Origin of the sequence: Arthrobacter sp. K5 (genome assembly GCF_040448525.1) — a bacterium.
Lineage (GTDB): Bacteria > Actinomycetota > Actinomycetes > Actinomycetales > Micrococcaceae > Arthrobacter > Arthrobacter globiformis.
Genome location: NZ_CP159279.1, coordinates 3,917,346 through 3,937,288, shown reverse-complemented (window position 1 = coordinate 3,937,288; position 19,943 = coordinate 3,917,346). Strand labels below are relative to the sequence as shown.

The following is a 19,943-nucleotide window of genomic DNA, read 5'->3' as shown; positions in this document are numbered from 1 at the left end:
CAGCGAGGCTTATTGATGCTGCACAGGCCAGCACGAGAACAGAACGCCAGCCCCCAAATCCACTCTTGCTTGTCATGACAATTCCGACCTCTCTGCCAGAACCGGTCCATTGTTGATCACCAATGAGCTCCCCCAGTCCGTGTTGGTGCGTGGACCAACGCGGAGGAAGAGGATCGGCAGAATAAATAGGGTCAGCAGGGCCGAGGTGATAAGCCCGCCCCACACAACCAGCGCCAGCGGAAGGATCATGCTTCCGCCGACCGGCCCGCCCAGGAGCACCAGGGGCACCAGCGCCAGCCCGGTGATCACGGTGGTCAGAACAGTTGGCATCAGCCGTTCCCCGGCCGCCTGCCGCATCAGGTGCGCCGGCGACTCCGACGGGGCACGGGACTGCAGGGACTGGTACGTTCCCATCAGCATGATCACGTCCCGGACTGCCAGGGCGAGCACAGCCGCCAGGGCCACCAGCACGTAGACCGAGCCGAAACCGCCGGCCAGGTCTGCAGCAAGGATGCCGCCGGACAGCGCCACCGGAAGCAGCACGAAGACCAGCCCCGCGAGCCGCCAGTTGCCGAGGACCGTCAGCAGAAGGACCAGAATGCCGGCTGCTGCCGCCAGGGCGAGCCACCAGATGAACGCGCCGGCGGCCTCCTTTTCGGCGTACTGCGGCGGGATCTCAGCGTGGTACTCCACCGGGAACTGCATTCCCTTGATGGCGGCCTGGACGTCCCTGGTGACGTCACCGAGGTTGCGGCCCTGGATGTTGGCCACGACGTCGATGCGCCGGGAGGTGTCGTCATGGTGGATCACGGTCTGGTTCGGGCGGAGCGTGACCGTGGCCACGTCACCCAGCCTGACCTGCCCGCCTTCGGGCTTGTCGACCATCATGTCCGTAACACTGGTCAGGCTGTTGCGGGTGGATTCCGTGCCCTTGACGATCACCTGGAACACCTTTTGCTGCTCGAACAGGTATCCGACCTCGATGCCCTGCAGGACGGTGGCAGCCGCCCGCCTGACATCGCCCGGCTTGATGCCCTGCTTCTGCGCCTTGGCGAGGTCAACCTCGATTTCCGCAACAGGCTGGTCTACGGTGACATCCACCTGCGGCTCGACCACGCCGTCGGTACGCGACAGGATCCCGCGGATTTCATCTGCCTTCTGGCGCAGGATGTCCAGGTCCACGCCGTAAACGCGCACCCTGAACTGGCGGTTGTCGATTGCGCTGGCGGCAGCAACCTGCTGCTCCGGGTAGGTGGTTACCTTCGCCGCCAGGCCCGGGTACCCCTCAACAATCTCGCGAACTTCAGAGCGCACCCTGCTGATGTTGGCGCCGTCCTCCATGGTCACCCAGAGTTCGCCGGCATTGACGTCAGAGGAGGTGTCGGAGGTAATGGCGCGTCCCACGTGGCCGCCCACGGAGGAGACTCCGCGGATTGCGCTGAGCTCTTCGCTGGCGCTGGTCATCACCCTGTTCATCACTTCGGTCCCTGTGCTTGCCGCCGACTCCCATTCGACAAGGAGGGTCCGGTCGGGAACAGCCGCCACAACGGGAAGCTCCTTCGTGGCGCCGGGCACGATTGCAAGTGCGGCTATTGCCATCGCCGCAGCCGCAAGGGCGAACACCGTGGCCACCGTTCCGGTGAACGCCCTCGCCGAGCGCTCATAGCCGAGCCGGGCCTTCCGGATTACCGAAAGGCTGCGCCGGGGCCGCCTGTGACCCCGCAGCAGCAGGCTCGCAAGGGCCGGTGTGACTGTCAGGGCGACGAGCATCGCCACGGCAGTTGCCAGCAGGTAAGAGAGCACGAGGGGCTTCAGGAACGCCCCTTCCACGCCCGGCACAAACAGTGCCGGTGCCAGGGCAAGCAGCGCGGTGAGGCCGGCGAACAGGACCGGCACACGGGACCGCTGCAGACCGTGGGCAAGCAGGGCTTCACGCGACACCCGGTAATCGGCCGATTCCCGCCTGAAGCTGTGGAGGTCGGTGATGACATCGCCGATGACGAGGACGAGGGCAAGTACCAGACCCGAGAACGCCATGATGTTCAGGACCGCTCCCTGGAACTGCAGCACAAGCGCAGCAGCCGTGGCCGCCACGGAGATGGCCACGAAGGCCAGCAGGGCATAACGCCAGGACCGGAACGCGAGGCCGATCGCCGCGGTAACCACGAGGAGGCTGACCAGCAGGGCAAGTCCCAGGCTGCCTACGGCGGACTCAACAAACGAGGCGGGCCGGAACACGGTGGAGTCAACAGTGATGCCGGAAAGGCCCGGACGCAGACCGTCCAGTACCGCCTCAACGCCCTGCGTCACGTCCGCAACACTCGTGTCCGGGAACTTCTCGATGACCAGCAGCAGGCCGGGTGACTTGCCGGTGACAGCGTCGCCGATCAGGGGCTGGTGGTCCTCGCTCAGGGTGGTGACGTCGGACAGCGTCAGCGTCTTGTCAGAGGCGCCTTCAACGCTGACCTTGCCGAGATCTTCAGGCGTCCGGATCGGAAGCACATGCTGGATGCCGATGCGCTGGTTGGCCGATTCGAGGAATCCGCCCGTGCCCGGGGTTGAAGCTTCAAGGAAGCTCAGGGGGGACACCCACACCGCATTGCCGGCGGTCTCGACCACCTGACTGAGGGTGACGTTCTTCGCCCGGAGCTGTTTGGGGTCCACCTGAACCTGCAGCTGCTGTTCGCGCTGGCCGTAGATGGAGACATTTGCCACCCCCGGGACACCCATCAGCGCCGGCTTGACGTCCCAGCGGGCCAGCACCGACATATCGATTGGCGAGACGTCCTGGGACGTCATCTGCACCATCATGACGCGGCTCGTCGAGGAGAGCGGCTGCATCAGCACAGGCGGAGACGACACGTTGGGCAGCGCGAAAGCCTGCGTCAGGCGCTCGGCAACGAGCTGCCGGGCGCGGAGGATATCGGTGCCGGGCTCAAAAACCATCTCAATGGAGGAAAGGCCCGGGACTGACTTCGAACGTATTTCGTCGAGCCAGGCAACTCCGTTCAGGAGGTCGGCCTCCATGGGCGAGGTAATAAGCTGTTCGACCTCAACGGCGGACAGGCCCAGTGCCTCGGTTTGAATCTCCACGTGTGGTGGAGAGAATTCTGGAAGATTATCCACTGACATTGACGGCAGGGTCGTTAATCCGAACCCTAAAATACCGGCAGCAGCGGCTAAAACGATCAATCGAAACTTAAGACTCCAGCGGACAAGCCAACCGGTCATAACCTCAGCCCCCATCGTTATTGGCTTCGGCGGCGTTGCCGGAACCAATGACTGATGCGCCTCTTCAGGTACGTCCGCAGCGGCGTTGCTGTGGACGAGTGCCGAGCTGTCTCCCCGCAACCCTGCGTGTCCCCCTTACCGGAGGACACTTCTGGCCAAGGGAGTGATGATGGACCGCGGCCAGACTATGAGCGTTATTTCCTAGCCGGCTTTCCCTGCCGGCTTTTCGATTTCTACGCAAAATTGGACAAGCGAGACCAAGATCAGTTTGGCACACCGAAATCTGCAGATCAACGCAACATTTGCGCTGAAATTAGCCAATTCTGCGCCACCGAAGTGGTTTATCGTTGCATCACCGTCGGCAGAAACCGGTTTGGGCCGAACGGATGGAGTCTGCGGGCCGATGTCACAATCCGGGCATCAAATCCGGGTGTCCGCCGCGCCTTCGTTGACTCCGGCAGGAACGCCCGCAATGTTAGAGCCATGAGGCCTCAGCGAATCACCAAAGGACTAATAGGTACGACGGCGGCTGCCGCACTGGCGCTGCTACTCGCCGCCTGCGGGCCAAGCCAGCCCGCCAGCCAGGGGACTACCGAACCGGCACCCGGCTCAGCCACCCCGAGCACCCAGTCGGCCCCCGAAACTTCCGCGCCGTCGTCGTCCTCTGCCGCCCCTGCCAAACCCCAACCAGCGTCCCCGACGGCCACTTCAGCGGCACCCCAGTCCACCGCCGCCGGCACCCAGCTGTGCAAGGCCTCCGGACTGAAGGCCACCACGGATGCCACAGGCGGCGGTGCCGCCGGCAGCGTTTATATGGAGCTGATCCTGACCAACAGCGGCAAATCCGCCTGCCACCTGAAGGGCTTCGCCGGCGTGTCCCTGACCACCGGGCCCAACGGGCAGCCGATCGGGGCACCGGCCCAGCGCGATACCTCCGTCGCCGTCCAGGACGTCCTGCTGGCGCCCGGGAAGTCCGGCACGGCGGTGCTCCGTTACACCCAGGCGGGGAACTACCCGGACTGCGCCAAGACCTCAGCCGCCGGCTTCCGGGTCTACCCGCCGGAGGACACGGCGTCGCTGTTCGTGGCACGGCCCTCGGACGCCTGCAGCAATGCCTCGATTGAGCTCCTGAGCATCAGTGCGTTCCAGGCCCGCTAGGGCAAAGTTTGCCGCAACCACCCTGCCCTCCTGCAAGCCTGTTCCGCCCCCAACTTCGTAAGTACACTTACGGTTAGTCGGGGTCCTGGCTGGCAGGGCGGGGCCAGCCGCGGGAACGCCTCGCGACAAACAAGCAGGCCAAAGGCAGGTTGAGACACGTGACGTCACTCTGGTTGGACCGGACCGACACTTTCGCCAGCGACCCCTTCACCCCCGGCGAGTCCTTTGACACCGTGGTGGTGGGTGCGGGCCTGACCGGCCTGGTCACGGCGCTGCTGCTGGCACGCTCGGGACAGGACGTGCTCGTCCTGGAGGCACGCGGGCTGGGCGCAGTGGCCACCGGCAACACCACCGCCAAGGTCACCCTGCTGCAGGGCACCGTGCTCTCCGCCCTCCGGCAGCAATACCCGCAGAAGGTTGTGGACGCCTATGTGTCCGGCAACCGGGAGGGGCAGGCGTGGCTGCTGCGGTACTTGGAACAGCGGGGTGTGCCGTTCCAGCTGCGCGACGCGTACACCTACGCCAGCACCACGCAGGGTACGGAAGCGGTCCGCGCGGAGCTTGTCGCGGCCCTTAGCGCCGACCTGGAAGTGGACTACGTCCGGGATGCTGGCCTGCCGTTTCCCGTGCGGGGAGCCGTGCGCCTCCGCGGTCAGGCCCAGATCAACCCCATGGACGTGCTCACTTCACTCGCAGAGGACGTCCGGAGCCACGGCGGCCGGATCGTCACTGGGGTGCGGGTCCGGAACGTCACCGGCGCGGGGCCATCAACCATCCACGTTGACCGCGGATCGGTCCAGGCCGACTCGGTGGTGCTGGCCACGGGCAGCCCGATCCTGAACCGCGGCCTCTACTTCGCCAAGCTCAAACCGAACCGCTCCTACGCCGCAGCCCTGGAGCTGAGCGGAGATGCCACACCGCCCGAAGGCATGTACCTGTCCGTCGAGCAGCCCGTGCGTTCCATCCGGGACTACCCTGCGGACGGCCGGAATCTCCTCCTCGTGGGTGGCAACGGGCACCCGGTAGGAAAGGCGCACTCGGAACAGGCGCACCTGGAGGATGTCCTGTCCTGGGCGCGGCAGCACTTCCCCGTTGCCGCGGTCACCCACACGTGGTCCGCGCAGGATTATCAGGCCACCAACCTCATGCCGTTCTTCGGCAAGCTCCCGCGCGGCCGCGGACGCATCTTCTTCGCCACCGGCTACAACAAATGGGGCATGACCAACGCGGTGGCCGCATCCCTGGGCATCGCCGCGGACATCCTCGGAGGCCACCTGCCGTGGGCCAACACCATCCACCGCCGGGTGACATCGCCTCCGGGCGCAGCCTCGGCCGTGACCCTGAATGCCGGAGTGGCCGCCACGCTGGCCAAAGACTGGGGCAGACTGAAAAAGCTGCCACCGGCAGACGGCGCCGTGCCGGCCGAGGGCACCGGAACCGTGGCCCTGCGCGACCGGAAGCCCGTGGCCACGTCCACCGTTAACGGAACGACGTGCAGCCTGTCCGCCGTCTGCACGCATCTGGGCGGCATCCTGCACTGGAATGACAACGAGAAGTCCTGGGACTGCCCGCTGCACGGATCCCGGTTCAGCAGCGACGGGCAGGTCCTTGAAGGGCCGGCCACGCGCGACCTTCCGCCGGCCGGGTAGAGAACTGCTGATGTTCCTATAGGTGTCAGTGCCGTGAGGCATGATGGAGGCATGCAGTCGCAGGAGCCCGCCGGTACCTCCACCGGCACGTCCACCGGGGACTCGATGGGCCAGTTCAGCCGACCCACCAGGGAGTGGTTCCTCGGCGCCTTCTCCGAGCCCACCCCCGCCCAGCAGGGGGCCTGGAACGCGATTTCATCCGGTTCACACGCCCTCGTGGTGGCGCCCACCGGCTCAGGCAAGACCCTGGCCGCGTTCCTTTGGGCTCTGGACCGGCTCCTGGTGTCCGGGTCGGGCGCACCCGATGCTGCTTTGCCCGATGCTGCGGTGCTGCCAGGTCTCGAAGAGCCTCCTGCCGGCGCCAAGCCCAAACAGTCCCGGGCACGGAAGCCCAAGCGGAAAACCCGCGTACTGTACATCTCCCCGCTCAAGGCGCTTGGCGTCGACGTCGAACGCAACCTCCGCTCTCCCCTCATCGGCATCACCCAGACCGCGAAGCGGCTGGACCTGCCGGCTCCCCTGATCACGGTCGGAGTCCGGTCCGGCGACACCCCCGCCTCGGACCGCCGTGCCCTGCTCAGCAACCCGCCGGACATCCTGATCACCACCCCCGAGTCCCTCTTCCTGATGCTCACCTCCAGGGCTCGGGAAACGCTCAGCGAGGTGGACACCGTCATCGTGGACGAGGTCCACGCCGTTGCCGGCACCAAGCGCGGGGCACATCTCGCCGTCTCGCTCGAGCGCCTTGATGCTTTGTTGCCCGCGCCCGCCCAACGGATCGGGCTCTCGGCCACCGTTGAACCGCGGGAACTCGTGGCTCAGTTCCTGGCCGGTTCCGCCCCGGTGGAGATTGTGGCCCCTCCCTCGCGGAAGAACTGGGACCTCACGGTGTCTGTACCTGTGGAGGACATGTCAGATCTTCAGGGCGCCGCCGGGGCTTTCGATTCCGGGCCGGCGTCGGGACTGCAGCCGCAGGCCTCCATCTGGCCCCATGTGGAGGAAAAGATCGTGGATCTGGTGCTGGCCAACCAGTCCACCATCGTCTTCGCCAACTCGCGGCGGCTGGCCGAACGCCTCACGGCGCGGCTCAACGAAATCCACGCGGAACGCCAGCTCCTGGCAGTTGGCGGAGGCTGGAATGACCCTGCTCCGCCGGCGCCCGGAGGCCTGCCCACGTCCACCGGCACACCTGCGCACATGATGGCGCAGGCCGGAAGCACCGCAGGGGCTGAACCGTTGCTGGCACGGGCCCACCACGGCTCAGTATCCAAGGACCAGCGGGCCCTCATCGAGGACGACCTCAAGTCCGGCCGGCTGCGCTGCGTGGTGGCCACGTCCTCGCTGGAACTCGGCATCGATATGGGTGCCGTGGACCTCGTGGTGCAGGTCGAGTCCCCGCCCTCCGTTGCCAGCGGCCTGCAGCGGGTGGGCCGCGCCGGGCACCAGGTGGGCGAGATTTCCCAGGGCTACCTGTTCCCCAAGCACCGGGCAGACCTGGTGCACACCGCCATCACCGTTGAGCGCATGCTGGACGGCAAGATCGAACGGCTCAGCGTCCCGGCCAACCCACTGGACATCCTGGCCCAGCAGACCGTCGCGGCCACCGCGCTCGGCAGCATCGACGTGGAGGAATGGTTCTCCACCGTCCGCCGCTCAGCCCCGTTCGCCACACTTCCCCGGTCCGCCTACGAGGCCACACTGGACCTGTTGGCCGGGCGCTACCCCTCGGATGAATTCGCCGAACTCCGGCCCCGGATCGTCTGGGACCGCAACGCCGGGACCATCGAGGGCAGGCCCGGCTCCCAGCGGCTGGCCGTCACGTCCGGCGGCACCATCCCGGACCGCGGGCTGTTCGGCGTCTACATCATCGGCACGGAGACCGAGGGATCGGCTTCCCCGGCCGCAGCGGGTGACGGCAAGGGGTCCGGCACGGCCCCGGCCAAGGGAGGCCGGCGGGTCGGCGAGCTGGACGAGGAGATGGTCTACGAATCCCGCGTCGGAGACATCTTCGCGCTGGGCGCCACCAGCTGGAAGATCGAAGACATCACCCATGACCGCGTCCTGGTGTCCCCCGCCTTCGGCCAGCCCGGCAAGCTGCCGTTCTGGAAGGGCGATTCGCTGGGACGCCCCGTTGACCTGGGCCGCGCCCTCGGCGCGTTCGTCCGTGAACTGTCGGCGTCCGACGTCGGCCCTGCCACCGAGCGCTGCAAGGCCAGCGGCCTTGACGACTTCGCCGCAAACAATCTGCTGCAGTACCTGTCGGAACAGAAGCTGGCCACAGAGGTGGTCCCCAGCGACACGACGCTCGTAGTGGAACGCTTCCACGACGAACTCGGCGACTGGCGGGTCATCCTGCACAGCCCGTTCGGCATGCCGGTCCATGCGCCGTGGGCCCTCGCCGTGGGCCAGCGGCTGAACCAGCGCTACGGCCTGGACGGATCGGCCATGGCCGCCGACGACGGCATCGTGCTCCGCGTGCCGATGATGGAGGACGAACCTCCCGGAGCCGAGCTCTTCCTGTTCGACCCCGAGGAACTGGAACAGATTGTCACCGCCGAGGTGGGTGGCAGTGCCCTGTTCGCCTCCCGCTTCCGCGAGTGCGCGGCGCGTGCCCTGCTGCTGCTCCGGCAGACCCCCGGCAAGCGGCAGCCGCTGTGGCAGCAGCGGCAGCGGTCTGCCCAGCTGCTGGACGTCGCGCGGAAGTACCCGGCATTTCCGATCGTGCTGGAAACCGTCCGCGAGTGCCTCCAGGATGTGTACGATCTGCCGGCCCTGAAGGATATCGCCGCCTCGGTTGAGCGGCGCGAACTCCGGATTGTCCAGACCACCACCCAGCAGCCGTCCCCGTTCGCCAAGTCCCTGCTTTTCGGCTATGTGGCGCAGTTCCTCTATGAGGGCGATTCCCCGCTCGCCGAACGTCGGGCGGCCGCGCTGGCCCTGGACTCCACGCTGCTCAACGAACTCCTGGGCCGCGTGGAACTGCGCGAGCTTCTGGACGCCAGGGTCATCGACGCCACCGAACGCGAGCTTCAGCGCCTTGCCCCCGACCGGAAAGTCCGGGGCATGGAGGGTGTGGCCGATCTCCTCCGGCTGCTCGGGCCACTGGACCCCGGGGAAGTCGCCGCCAGGCTTGCCCCGCCGGCGGATACCCCGCCGGTTGAGCCCGTTGAGACCCCGCCGTCCCAGGCAACGACGGCCGAAGCTGCCGCCCACCTCGCCGCCCTGCAGCGGGCGAACCGGGCCATCAAGGTGACCCTCTCCGGCGTCGACCGCTTCGCCGCGGTGGAAGACGCCGCCAGGCTCCGCGACGCCATCGGCGTCCCGCTGCCCATGGGCGTTCCCCTCGCCTTCATCGAGCCGGTGGCGGACCCGCTGGGCGACCTCGTCTCGCGCTATGCCCGCACCCATGGCCCGTTCACCGCCACCGAAGCCGCAGCCAGGCTGGGACTGGGTGCGGCCGTCGTCGGAACTGCGCTGAAGCGACTCGCGGCGGACGGCCGCGTGGTGGAAGGCGAATTCCGGCCCCACGCCGAGCCCGCTGACGCCGGCTCCGCTGCCGGCGAAAGCCCGGCAGCCGCGCTGTCTGATCCCGGTTCCGGACTTGACCCCGTCGCCGAAGCGGCGGCTGCGTCGGCCGCCGCCTCGGCCGCAGTGGCCCTGGCCGGCAGCGAATGGTGCGACGCAGAAGTCCTCCGCAAGCTCCGCCGTCGCTCGCTCGCCGCACTGCGGGCAGAGGTGGAACCCGTGGACATTACCGCCTACGGCAGGTTCCTGCCGGCCTGGCAACATGTCCGCACGCCGGGCACGGGACGGGGACAGCCGGCGCTGCGCGGACTCGACGGCATCATCACCGCCGTGGACCAGCTCTCCGGCGTGCCCATACCGGCGTCGGCCTGGGAACCGCTGGTGCTCGCCAGCCGGGTGTCCAATTACCAGCCCGCCATGCTGGATGAACTGATGGCCGCCGGGGAGGTTCTTTGGTCAGGTGCCGGTGCGCTTCCGGGCAACGACGGCTGGATCAGCCTGCACCTGGCGGATTCGGTGGAACTGACGCTGAACCCGGCCCCTGACTTTGAACCGGGTGACGCCCAGCGTCGGCTGCTGGACCACCTGCAGGCCAACGGCGGGGGTTACTTTTTCCGGCAGCTGACGGACATTGCCGGCGGCATGGACGCGGTGCTGGGCGACCAGGACGTCGTGTCCGCCATCTGGGATCTGGCCTGGGCAGGCCGGGTCACCGGTGACACCTTCGCCCCGGTCCGGTCCCTGATCGCCGGCGGGCACACGGCCCACCGGCAGGTCGCTCGCGCGCCGCGCGCCAGGGCGCCGCGCCTCAGCCGGCTGGGACGCTCGCACGGCACGGGCCTGCTCGGCTCGCCGGGACTGTCCGGCGGACGTTACGGGTCCGTCGGCGGCGCTGTCCCCACCCCGCCCCTCGCGGCCGGGCGCTGGTCTGCGCTGCCCACGCCCGAGCTCGATCCCACCATCCATGCCCGCGCCACGGCGGAGCTTCTGCTCGACAGATACGGGGTGGTCACCCGCGGGTCCGTCATGGCAGAGAACATCCTGGGCGGCTTCGGGCTCATGTACAAGGTCCTGGCCCGTCTGGAGGAAGCCGGACGGTGCCGGCGGGGGTACTTCATCGAGCATCTCGGTGCCGCCCAGTTCGCCGTGCCCGCCACCGTCGACCGGCTGCGCACGTACACCGAGGACGCCCAGCTGGCCAAGCCGGAACCCGTGGCGCTGGCCCTGGCGGCAACAGATCCGGCCAACCCCTACGGCGCAGCCCTGCCGTGGCCCGCCGGCAATGTCGAAGCCGGCAGCGGGCACCGCCCGGGGCGGAAGGCCGGTGCGCTGGTGGTGCTGGTCGACGGCGCGCTGGTGCTGTACGTCGAACGCGGCGGCAAGACGCTGCTGGTTTTCACGGAAGACGACTCCGTCCTTGCCGCCGCCGCCGGAGCCCTGGTGGACGTGGTGAAGCGCGGGGCAGTGGACAAGCTCATCATGGAAAAGGTCAACGGCCACGGCATCCTCGACACCCCTGCGGCATCGGCGCTGACTGCCGCCGGCGCCTACTCCACACCGAAAGGGCTGAGGATCCGTGCCTGAAGGTGATTCGGTCTGGCGCGCCGCCAACCAGCTGCATACCGCCCTCGCCGGCCAGAAACTCCTCGCATCGGATTTCCGCGTGCCCCGCTTCGCCACACTGAACCTGGCCGGCTGGACCATAGAGGAGGTGGTCCCCCGCGGCAAGCACCTGCTGATGCGGCTCGCCGGCCCGGCCCACGAGCGGCTGACCATCCACTCGCACCTGAAAATGGAGGGCAGCTGGCAGGTCTACCCGCCGGGCGGCAGGTGGCGGAAGCCGGGATTCACGGCCCGGTGCGTGCTCCGCACGGCCGTTGCCGACGCCGTCGGGTTTTCCCTTGGCCTGCTTGAGGTGATCAAGACCAGCGAAGAGGACAAGGCAGTGGGGTTCCTGGGGCCCGACTTACTGGGACCGGACTGGGACCCGGCCGAGGCCGAGCGCCGCGTGGCGGCGAAGCCCGACGTGCCGGTCGGTGTGGCCCTCCTGGACCAGAGCAACCTCGCGGGCATCGGGAACATCTACCGCTGCGAGGTGTGCTTCCTGGCCGGGATCCATCCGGCGTCGCCCGTTGCCGCGGTGCGCGACTGGCCCGCCATGTTTGCCGACGCCAAGCAGCTCCTTGAGGCGAACCTCGGACCGGGCCGCCGGACCACGCTGCTCAACGCCCGTGGAACTCCGGTGGGCCGCTCGGCCGGGCGGCCCGGCTACTGGGTGTACCGGCGCGAGCACCAGCCGTGCCTGCGCTGCCGGACCCCCATCCGCCGCGCCGTGCTGGGCAAGAGCGTGCCGGGCAAGACCGTGCCAGGCAAGGGCGTGCCGGGAAAAAGTGCTGTGGGAAACGCTGCGGCGGGCAGCCCCGGCAGTGGTGCGGCCGTCACGGAAGAACGCGACATCTACTTTTGTCCGACATGCCAGCCCCTGCTGGGCGGCCCCGAAGCCTGACGGCCACGGACCCGCCCGCAGAACGAACTGTGTCAGGACGCTGTCGCCGGTGCCGCTGACTGGTCCTCGCGGTCCCCGGACTTTGCATTGACAGCTCTGCCGGCGCCGCCACGGGCGGCCGGAACCTGGAAGTACGGCAGCAGGAGCTGGACCAGCGGACCGATCGCCAGGGCATAAACCACAGTTCCCACGCCGACCGAGCCGCCCAGCAGCCAGCCCGCGGCGAGCACCACCACCTCGATCAGCGTGCGGGACAGGCGCACGGACCAGCCGGTGCGCCTGGCCAGGCCCGTCATGAGCCCGTCACGGGCACCGGGGCCGAAGCGGGCACCGATGTAGCACGCTGAGGCGATGCCGTTGAGCAGCACCGCGCCGCCCAGCAGCGCGATCTGTCCCCCGAGGTGGGAAAACGCGGGGATCAGGGCGAGCCCGACGTCGGCAAAGACACCCACCAGGATGGCATTGCAGAGCGTGCCGAAGCCCGGCCGCTGCCGCAGCGGAATCCACAGCAGGAGCACCAGAAAGCTGACAATGATGACCACCACGCCGATACTCAGGCCTGTCCTGCCGGCAACGCCCTGATGGAACACGTCCCAGGGGTCCAGACCGAGCCCGGCCCGGATGAACAGGGCCAGCGAAATACCGTACATGGCGAGGCCGGTGAAGAGCTGTATAAGTCTGCGAGTCATCATTGAACCATCCTGAAGCAGAACTGGCCTTGTTTTCCATGGCCAGTTTGAAATACTGGCCTCATGTCCGGATCACTTACCCCCACCGCCCTCGCCCGCTTCCTGGGCCAATGGCACCACGGCAACGCTCCCGCCTACCGCGAACTGGCCGACGTCGTCCGCCTTTTGGTTCTGGACGGGCGCATCCCGCTGGGGACCGCGCTGCCCAGCGAACGGACGCTGTCCGCCACCCTCGCGGTCAGCCGCACCACGGTGACGGCGGCCTATTCCAGCCTGCGCGAGCAGGGGTTCCTGAGCAGCGGCCAGGGCACGCGCGGCCGCACGTGCCTGCCGCGGACGGCGTATGCCGGAGAAAAGGGACGGGATTCCGGGGCTGGCCTGTCGGGGGCCCCGGGCCTGGCAGTTCCCGACGGCGTCATCGACCTCGCGTACGCGTCGCTCCCGGCCAGCGGCGAAGCGGTCCACCAGGCGTTCGCCGCCGCGCTCACCGAGCTGCCCGCCCTGCTGCCCGGCTTTGGCTACGACGCCTTGGGCGTGCCGGGCCTTAGGGAAGCAATAGCCGGCCACTATTCCGACGCCGGTGTGCCCACGACAGCCGGGCAGATCCTCGTGACGTCCGGCGCGCAGCATGCCCTCAACATCGTGCTGCGGGCCTTGGTCGGCAAGCAGGACAAGGTCCTCGTGGAGCAGCCGACCTATCCGAACGCGCTCGACGCCATCCGTGCCACCGGCTGCCGCGTCGTACCGGTCCCGCTTCCCCCGGCGTCGGAGCGGGGCTGGGATCTGGACGCGACCGAATCCGCCCTGATGCAGCACCGTCCCCGCATGGCCTACACCGTTCCCGATTTCCATAACCCCACCGGCCGGCTGATGCCTGACGCGCAGCGCCGCCGGCTGGTCCGCGCGGCCGCGGCGTCGGGCACGGTCGTGGTGGTGGATGAGACGCTCCGTGAGCTGAACCTCGACGGCGGGACGACGGCTCCGCTGGCTTCCTTCAGTGCGGCCGTGGTGTCCATCGGATCGCTGAGCAAGTCCCACTGGGCGGGCATGCGCACGGGCTGGATCCGCGCCTCGGAGAGCCTGATTCAGCGGTTCGCGGCCGTCCGCACCACGATGGACCTTGGCGGCCCGGTGGTGGAGCAGCTGGCGGCAGCCCATCTGGTGCGCAGCCTGGCCGATCCCCTGCCCGCACGCCTGTCCGCGCTCCGGGAGAACCGCGCCGCGCTGCTGGAGCTGCTCAAGGTTCACCTGCCGCGGTGGGAGGCGGAACGGCCCGACGGCGGCCTGGCCGTCTGGTGCCGGCTTCCGTACCCCGGGAGCACGGCACTGACCGTGATCGCCCCGGAACTCGGCATCCGGCTAGCAGCCGGCCCGCGCTTCGGGGTGGGTGGGGTGTTTGAGAACTTTCTTCGCATTCCGTTCACCCTGCCGCCGGACCAGCTGGAGACGGCTGTCCTCGCACTCCGGGCCGCCCAGGACCGGCTGGAGGCGGCACCGCAGCTGCGCCGGACACTCAGGGACTCCCCCGTTGCCGCCATCGCCTGATGTCCGGCGGTTCCACGACGCGCATCTGCCCCCACGACGCGCACATTGCCTGGCGACCCTTGAATCCGAGTGTCCTGAGGCAATATGCGCATCACCAGGCAGATTGCGGGTCGCCGGGCAGGCCTACGCGTAGACCTTGTGGAGGAACGCACCCCAGGCGCTGGCAGTCGCCGCGGAATCCCCGCTGCCGCTGAAGTCGTGGACGGTCATGCCCACGGGTGCGCCGAACGCGTTGCGGCCAAAGAACCGGTACATGGTGTCCGCGGTCCGCAGGCCCAGGAAGTTCTCGTTGGAGAAGTCCACGTGCCCGCTCAGCCGGCCGACGCCGTCGACCTCCACATCAAAGCTCTCGCCCTGTGACGCATTGTCCACGCCGAGCGCCTTCTTGAGCCGCACGAAGCCGTCAGGCACCTGTGATTCCGCGGGTCCCTGGATGTCCGTGAATACCACGGGCTGGCCGTCGAAGTGCTTCAGGTACTGGCCCAGGGTGTGCAGGTAGAACTCCGTATGCTTGCTGGCACCGTCGTACTGCTGGTCCCAGTTGTCCGCGAAGATGCCGCTGTGGACATAGTGGAGCCTGGCCCGGCCGCCGTCGACTGGCTCCAGTACATGCTCGAGCTGGTTGAACCAGCCATCCGGACCATCCATGCGCGACACCAGATGCTGCGGATACTCCTCCACGGTCTTCACATCCGGCCACTGGTCCGTGGGGAACATCCAGCCCGGGGTGCCCCTGGTTACGGCCTCCCAGACCCGCTCCGGGGTGCCGGGCAGCTCGGTGTCAAAAACAATCTCGAATTTCCTGTCGTCAGTCATTGTCCTGCTCCTTGGCTGGGATGGTTTTGGTTGAGTCTTGTGCTTCCGGCTTGAGTGCGGGGTGAAGCGCGACGACGAGCCGGTGCTTCCTTCCTCCGGCACCGCCGTGGTGGTACTGGTCAACAAGCCGCGTGACCGCCACCCCGAGGTCTTCGGCGAAGGCCGCCCGGTCGGCGGCGGTGCGGAAGGTGATCTCGCCGTCGATCGCGAACGTGGCGAGTTTCTGCCGTGCGGCGGCGGCACCGGCGATGAGCTTGCCCATTTCCTGGACCATGCGGCCGGCGAGCGCCAGCAGCCAGAAGGCGGAGAAGCGGTCCGCAAAACGTCGCGGGTCCGGCGCCACGGACTGCAGCGCCACCGGGGAAATGAGGTAGGACGCCGCCGTGGCCCGCAGCACGCGTTCGGTGACGTTGCCCTTGCGGCGCTCCTCCACCAGCTCGACGAGGCCATGCCGCTCCAGCGCCTTGAGGTGGTAGTTCACCTTCTGCCGTGGCAGCCCCACTTTCGCTGCGAGCTGCGTGGCCGACGCGGGCTCCGCCAGCTCCTGGAGGATGCGGGTCCGGATCGGATCCAGCGAGGCCTCCGCCGCCGCCGGGTCCTCGATCACTTCGATGTCCAACATGGTTCAAGTGTCACCACCGACAGTTTTATTTGTCAAGAACTTTTTTACCGTCGGTTGCTTGCCGGGGTGGCGAGTTCGCCGGAAGGTTCCGGCGAACTGGGAGTCCGGCGCTTTCGACGGCGGGGACGCGGCGCAAAGTAGAATGGACCGGTGATGCAATCCCCCCTTCCCGTGCGCGACGGCGTGAACGCGACCCGCCTGCGCCTCCCGGACGAGGGCCCCTGGGACACCGCAATGGACTACATGATGCACCGTTGGGGCCACATCGACCCCCGGGGCATCGAGGACCGGTTCGACGCCGGCGAGATCGTGGGCGAGGGTGGCATCCCCCTGCACCGCGGCACCAGGCTCGAGGACCATACCTTCATCTGGTACTACCGCACGCTCCCGCCGGAAACCCGGCTGCCCGTGGAGCTGAACATCCTGCACCAGGACGAACACATCCTGGTGGTGGACAAGCCGCATTTCCTCCCCACCACGCCCGGTGGAACGTATATCCAGGAATCGGCGCTGGTCCGGCTCCGGAATCAGCTGGACCTGCCGGATCTGATTCCCATGCACCGCCTGGACCGGATGACCGCGGGCATCCTCCTGCTCTCGACCAACCCCGAGACGCGGGGAAAGTACCAGGTGCTGTTCGAGAAGCGCCAGGTCCAGAAGGAATACGAGTGTGTGTCCGCCGCCGAACCGGCTGCCGGGCATCCCGCCGTCGAATTTCCGGTGGTGGTCCGCAACCGGATGATGAAATCCCGCAGCTATCTTCTGGCGGAGGTCATCGACGGCGAGCCGAATGCGGAGACCCGCATCGACCTGCTACGGACGTTCGACGCAGGGACTCCGGCAGGTGCCCCGGGTCGCCTGGGCCTCTACCGGCTCGAACCGCATTCCGGTAAAACCCACCAGCTCAGGGTGCACATGGCCTCGCTGGGCCTGGGCATCCTGCACGATTCGTTCTACCCGGAACTGCTGGACAAGGCGCCCGACGATTACACCAGGCCGCTCCAGTTGCTGGCACGCGGCATCAGGTTCGTGGACCCCATCACGAAGAAACCCGTCGAGTACCGCAGCCGCCTCCAGCTGAGCGAAGTCCGCTAACCGGAGCAGGGTTCGCTAGAAACCACCTTCAAGGACACTCCGGAAGACCGCCACGGTTTCCGGACTGAAGAGCACGAACTCCACCAGCTCCACCCCGCCTTCGGGAGAGCGGGCGGCATAGGACCGGACGGCGTCAAAGGCCACCTGCGCCACTTGGCGGGCGTCCCAGCCATAGACCCCCGCGCTCACAGCAGGAAAGGCCAGCGAACGGACCCCCAGGCCCTCGGCAATCCGCAGGCTCTCGGTGAAGCAGGACGCAAGCAGCGCCGGATTGGTCTGCCCCGCGTGGCGGTTAGGACCGACGGTGTGAATGACCCATTGAGCCTGCAGCCCGTAGCCGGGGGTCGCCACCGCAGCGCCAACAGGCAGGCCGTCCCGGAGCGTCGTTGCCCTCAGCTCGCGGCAGGCCTCCAGCAGTTCCGGCCCCGCCGCACGGTGGATCGCGCCGTCCACGCCACCGCCGCCCAGCAGTGAGGAATTGGCCGCATTCACCACGGCGTCCACCGGCCGCCCGGTGATGTCACCCTCAACGATCTCTATCCGCATGCAGCCAGTGTGGCACTCCCATACGGCCAGGCGTAGACGTTCGGCCGGTACAAGGGGCCGGGCGGGCGGAAGTGGCTGGGCCGGCGAACGGCTCGGTCCGGCACGGAGGTTTCCCGGCGTGCCCCTTTTGGAGGTGCGGTACCTTGTGCAGATGGACTTCGGTAATCCGGACACCTGGAGCACGGCCATCTATTTCTGGATCATTCCCGCTGTCCTCGGCGATGCCATTTTTCCGCCCATCCCGTCCGAGATGGTCCTGATCACGGGCGGTGCGCTGTCCGCCGAGGGGCGGGCCAACCTGTTTCTGGTCGGCATCCTGTCCGCGGCCGCATCATGGCTGGGCGACGTGGTGGTGTTCCAGCTGTTCAAGCGGCGGCTGAGCCATATTCTGGACCGCTGGACGTGGGGCCGGAAAATCCACCACGGCATCCACGAGGCCATCGCCAAGGCGGGCCGTTCCTCCACCTACGGGACCATCATCGGGGCGCGGTTCATCCCCGGAGGCCGGCTCGCCACGTCCGCCGCCGCAGGCATCGCCGACGTCTCCACTCCGGGCTTCAACCTGTGTGCCGGGCTGGGGGGTGTCCTGTGGGCTACGTGGCTCGTGGGCCTGGGCTACTTCACGGGCTCCGCCACGCGGCTGCCCTTCTGGGCGAGTTCGCTGATCGGAGTCGCCGTTGGCCTCGTGATCGGCGCCGTCGTGGGTCTGATCGTGACGAGGCGGCGCGGCGACCGCTCGCCCGTGGACGAACCAGGCGAGGCGCCCGGCACAGGCAATTAAGGTCCGCCCGGCTAAGCCCTGGCCCCGAACCTCAGACGGGCGCCCAGCGGCCCCGGCTGCGGCGGAGCACCGAAAGCGAGCCGGTCAGCGCAACGCGTTCGACGGCGTCGCGCATCACGGCTGCCGACTCCCGGGCAGCGCTGTTCTCACTGTTGTATTCGGTTGGCTCCACGAGGAACCGCAGGTTCAGCTGCGGCACACCGCCGGCCAGTTCCAGCTGGTGTGACTCCACATGGTGCCGGGACCGCAGCGACTCGACAGCGGTGTCCATCACGGCTTCGGGAGGGTTGCCCGGCTTCAGCCCGGTGATCTTGAGTCTGGTCTGAAAGGACGGCATCACCCCACCCTAGCGCCGGGCGCGAAGGACCCCGCGCGAACGTACACTTGACGCCCTAAAATCCGGCCCCCGCAGGCCTTATCTGTCCGTTCGGGCCGGGGAGCGGAGGACAGGTATTCGGACGGTTGCGTTTTGTCTGGCGCGAGCCTATCTTGGCAGGAAGGGGCGCGATTATGCACGAACTCTCTATCACGCAGGGCCTTGTCGACGCCGTTCTCAACCGCACAGGCGAACGGACGGTCACGGCGGTCAACGTGCGGATCGGCCCCCTCTCCGGCGTACTGGCTGATGCCGTGCGCTTTTGTTTTGACGTGGCAACGGCCGGCACACCGCTGGCCGGCGCGCGGCTGCGCATCGAGGAACCGCAGGGCCGGGCACGGTGCCGCGACTGCCGGGACGAATTCACCCTGAGCGATCTCATCCTGCTGTGCCCTTGCGGAAGCGCGGACGTCGAAGTCCTCAGCGGCCGCGAGCTCATGCTGATGTCCGTGGAGGTGGCGTAGGAAATGTGTACAACATGCGGTTGCGGCGACGAGGCCGGGACCCGCATTTCAAACCTCGCAGGAGAACTGCAGACACCCGGGCCGGGGTACCTGCACAGCCATACCGATGAGCACGGGCGCACGTACACGCATGAGCACTCCCACCAGCACGCCAACGCCGGCTCCCATGACCACCACCACGGGCACGCAGACGGTCACCACCATGCGGATCCGGGCACGGAGACCATCCTGCTCGAGCAGAACCTGCTGGCCAAGAATGACCTGCTGGCCGCCACGAACCGCGGCTGGCTTGCGGGCCGGGGGGTCCGCGCGTTCAACGTCATGAGTTCACCCGGTGCCGGCAAGACCACCCTGCTGGTCCGCACCCTGGCGGAGCTTGGCGGGCGCCTGAAAGCGGGCGTCATCGAGGGGGACCAGGAGACGTCCCTTGACGCCGACCGCATCCGGGCCACGGGGCGCCCGGTCATCCAGATCAACACCGGAGCCGGCTGCCATCTCGACGCCGGGATGCTGCGGCACGGCCTCGATGCACTGTCCCCGGAGGCTGGCTCCACGGTCTTCATCGAAAATGTGGGCAACCTCGTCTGCCCCGCGCTTTTTGACCTTGGCGAAACAGCCAAGGTGGTGATCGTTTCGGTAACGGAAGGTGATGACAAACCCCAGAAATACCCGCACATGTTCATGGCAGCTGACCTCGTGATCGTCAACAAGTCGGACCTGCTCCCCTACGTCGACTTCGACGTCGACGAGTGCCTGCGACGCATCCGGCAGATCAATCCGCGGGCCGAATTCCTCACACTGTCCGCCACCACCGGCGAAGGCCTCGCCGACTGGTACGGCTGGCTCGACGGCGCCACCTCCCCAGCGGCGGCGCCCACCCCCGGGGCAGCCCGGTCAGAATCCCTGACCGGCTCCCTGACAGAAGCACACTGAGCTCCGC

The 19,943-nt window shown here is 67.7% G+C and carries 15 protein-coding genes; 9 read left to right on the top strand and 6 right to left on the bottom strand.

Annotation, left to right across the window (positions count from 1 at the left end):
• Positions 1-72: 72 nt before the first annotated feature.
• Positions 73-3,231: an efflux RND transporter permease subunit gene (locus tag ABRP34_RS17950; protein ID WP_353711217.1), complete on the bottom strand. Its 3,159-nt coding sequence runs from the start codon at positions 3,229-3,231 to the stop codon at positions 73-75.
• Positions 3,232-3,714: 483 nt separating this feature from the next.
• On the opposite strand from ABRP34_RS17950, the gene ABRP34_RS17945 reads away from it, so the two are divergent.
• The 4 genes from ABRP34_RS17945 (at position 3,715) to ABRP34_RS17930 (ending at position 12,069) form a co-directional block, all read left to right on the top strand.
• Positions 3,715-4,389, top strand: a complete 675-nt coding sequence (locus tag ABRP34_RS17945; protein WP_353711216.1) for a DUF4232 domain-containing protein — start codon at positions 3,715-3,717, stop codon at positions 4,387-4,389.
• 158 nt (positions 4,390-4,547) lie between these two features.
• The gene (locus ABRP34_RS17940; RefSeq protein ID WP_353711215.1) at positions 4,548-6,038 is read left to right on the top strand and encodes an FAD-dependent oxidoreductase; all 1,491 of its coding nucleotides are present in this window, start codon (positions 4,548-4,550) and stop codon (positions 6,036-6,038) included.
• 51 nt (positions 6,039-6,089) lie between these two features.
• Positions 6,090-11,147 (top strand): ATP-dependent helicase, encoded by a 5,058-nt coding sequence (locus tag ABRP34_RS17935; RefSeq protein WP_353711214.1) that lies wholly within the window; start codon positions 6,090-6,092, stop codon positions 11,145-11,147.
• The gene (locus ABRP34_RS17930; protein WP_353711213.1) at positions 11,140-12,069 is read left to right on the top strand and encodes a DNA-formamidopyrimidine glycosylase family protein; all 930 of its coding nucleotides are present in this window, start codon (positions 11,140-11,142) and stop codon (positions 12,067-12,069) included. The genes ABRP34_RS17935 and ABRP34_RS17930 overlap by 8 nt, the downstream gene beginning before the upstream one ends.
• A 32-nt stretch (positions 12,070-12,101) precedes the next feature.
• On the opposite strand, the gene ABRP34_RS17925 is transcribed toward ABRP34_RS17930, so the two are convergent.
• Complete coding sequence (locus ABRP34_RS17925; protein ID WP_353711212.1) at positions 12,102-12,761, bottom strand: hypothetical protein; 660 nt, start codon at positions 12,759-12,761, stop codon at positions 12,102-12,104.
• A gap of 60 nt (positions 12,762-12,821) precedes the next feature.
• Between ABRP34_RS17925 and ABRP34_RS17920 the strand changes: the two genes are divergently transcribed.
• Positions 12,822-14,303, top strand: a complete 1,482-nt coding sequence (locus tag ABRP34_RS17920; RefSeq protein ID WP_353711211.1) for a PLP-dependent aminotransferase family protein — start codon at positions 12,822-12,824, stop codon at positions 14,301-14,303.
• 123 nt (positions 14,304-14,426) lie between these two features.
• Here the strand turns inward: ABRP34_RS17920 and ABRP34_RS17915 are convergent, their stop codons facing one another.
• The gene (locus ABRP34_RS17915; protein WP_353711210.1) at positions 14,427-15,119 is read right to left on the bottom strand and encodes an SRPBCC domain-containing protein; all 693 of its coding nucleotides are present in this window, start codon (positions 15,117-15,119) and stop codon (positions 14,427-14,429) included.
• Entirely contained in the window at positions 15,112-15,741 is a 630-nt protein-coding gene (locus ABRP34_RS17910) for a helix-turn-helix domain-containing protein (protein WP_353711209.1), read from the bottom strand. The genes ABRP34_RS17915 and ABRP34_RS17910 overlap by 8 nt, the downstream gene beginning before the upstream one ends.
• A 153-nt stretch (positions 15,742-15,894) precedes the next feature.
• Between ABRP34_RS17910 and ABRP34_RS17905 the strand changes: the two genes are divergently transcribed.
• Positions 15,895-16,836 carry an RluA family pseudouridine synthase gene (locus ABRP34_RS17905; protein ID WP_353713398.1) on the top strand — a complete coding sequence of 314 codons (942 nt, stop codon included), beginning with the start codon at positions 15,895-15,897 and terminating at the stop codon, positions 16,834-16,836.
• Between the two features lie 15 nt (positions 16,837-16,851).
• Here the strand turns inward: ABRP34_RS17905 and ABRP34_RS17900 are convergent, their stop codons facing one another.
• Positions 16,852-17,382, bottom strand: coding sequence for an O-acetyl-ADP-ribose deacetylase (locus ABRP34_RS17900; RefSeq protein WP_353711208.1), 531 nt, complete (start codon positions 17,380-17,382; stop codon positions 16,852-16,854).
• A 151-nt stretch (positions 17,383-17,533) separates the two neighbouring features.
• Between ABRP34_RS17900 and ABRP34_RS17895 the strand changes: the two genes are divergently transcribed.
• Entirely contained in the window at positions 17,534-18,163 is a 630-nt protein-coding gene (locus ABRP34_RS17895) for a DedA family protein (protein ID WP_043418554.1), read from the top strand.
• Between the two features lie 31 nt (positions 18,164-18,194).
• Here the strand turns inward: ABRP34_RS17895 and ABRP34_RS17890 are convergent, their stop codons facing one another.
• The gene (locus ABRP34_RS17890; protein ID WP_314196222.1) at positions 18,195-18,500 is read right to left on the bottom strand and encodes a hypothetical protein; all 306 of its coding nucleotides are present in this window, start codon (positions 18,498-18,500) and stop codon (positions 18,195-18,197) included.
• A 173-nt stretch (positions 18,501-18,673) separates the two neighbouring features.
• Between ABRP34_RS17890 and ABRP34_RS17885 the strand changes: the two genes are divergently transcribed.
• Together ABRP34_RS17885 and hypB are read left to right on the top strand one after the other, a co-directional pair.
• Entirely contained in the window at positions 18,674-19,003 is a 330-nt protein-coding gene (locus ABRP34_RS17885; RefSeq protein WP_353711207.1) for a hydrogenase maturation nickel metallochaperone HypA, read from the top strand.
• Positions 19,004-19,006: 3 nt separating this feature from the next.
• Complete coding sequence (hypB, locus tag ABRP34_RS17880; RefSeq protein ID WP_353711206.1) at positions 19,007-19,936, top strand: hydrogenase nickel incorporation protein HypB; 930 nt, start codon at positions 19,007-19,009, stop codon at positions 19,934-19,936.
• The last annotated feature ends 7 nt before the right edge of the window (positions 19,937-19,943 follow it).

Coding starts and splice junctions, on each gene's coding strand:
- ABRP34_RS17950 (WP_353711217.1), bottom strand. CDS start 3,231: ATGACCGGTTGGCTTGTCCGCTGGAGTCTTAAGTTTCGATTGATCGTT.
- ABRP34_RS17945 (WP_353711216.1), top strand. CDS start 3,715: ATGAGGCCTCAGCGAATCACCAAAGGACTAATAGGTACGACGGCGGCT.
- ABRP34_RS17935 (WP_353711214.1), top strand. CDS start 6,090: ATGCAGTCGCAGGAGCCCGCCGGTACCTCCACCGGCACGTCCACCGGG.
- ABRP34_RS17925 (WP_353711212.1), bottom strand. CDS start 12,761: ATGATGACTCGCAGACTTATACAGCTCTTCACCGGCCTCGCCATGTAC.
- ABRP34_RS17920 (WP_353711211.1), top strand. CDS start 12,822: ATGTCCGGATCACTTACCCCCACCGCCCTCGCCCGCTTCCTGGGCCAA.
- ABRP34_RS17915 (WP_353711210.1), bottom strand. CDS start 15,119: ATGACTGACGACAGGAAATTCGAGATTGTTTTTGACACCGAGCTGCCC.
- ABRP34_RS17910 (WP_353711209.1), bottom strand. CDS start 15,741: ATGTTGGACATCGAAGTGATCGAGGACCCGGCGGCGGCGGAGGCCTCG.
- ABRP34_RS17905 (WP_353713398.1), top strand. CDS start 15,895: ATGCAATCCCCCCTTCCCGTGCGCGACGGCGTGAACGCGACCCGCCTG.
- ABRP34_RS17900 (WP_353711208.1), bottom strand. CDS start 17,382: ATGCGGATAGAGATCGTTGAGGGTGACATCACCGGGCGGCCGGTGGAC.
- ABRP34_RS17895 (WP_043418554.1), top strand. CDS start 17,534: ATGGACTTCGGTAATCCGGACACCTGGAGCACGGCCATCTATTTCTGG.
- ABRP34_RS17890 (WP_314196222.1), bottom strand. CDS start 18,500: ATGCCGTCCTTTCAGACCAGACTCAAGATCACCGGGCTGAAGCCGGGC.
- ABRP34_RS17885 (WP_353711207.1), top strand. CDS start 18,674: ATGCACGAACTCTCTATCACGCAGGGCCTTGTCGACGCCGTTCTCAAC.
- hypB (WP_353711206.1), top strand. CDS start 19,007: ATGTGTACAACATGCGGTTGCGGCGACGAGGCCGGGACCCGCATTTCA.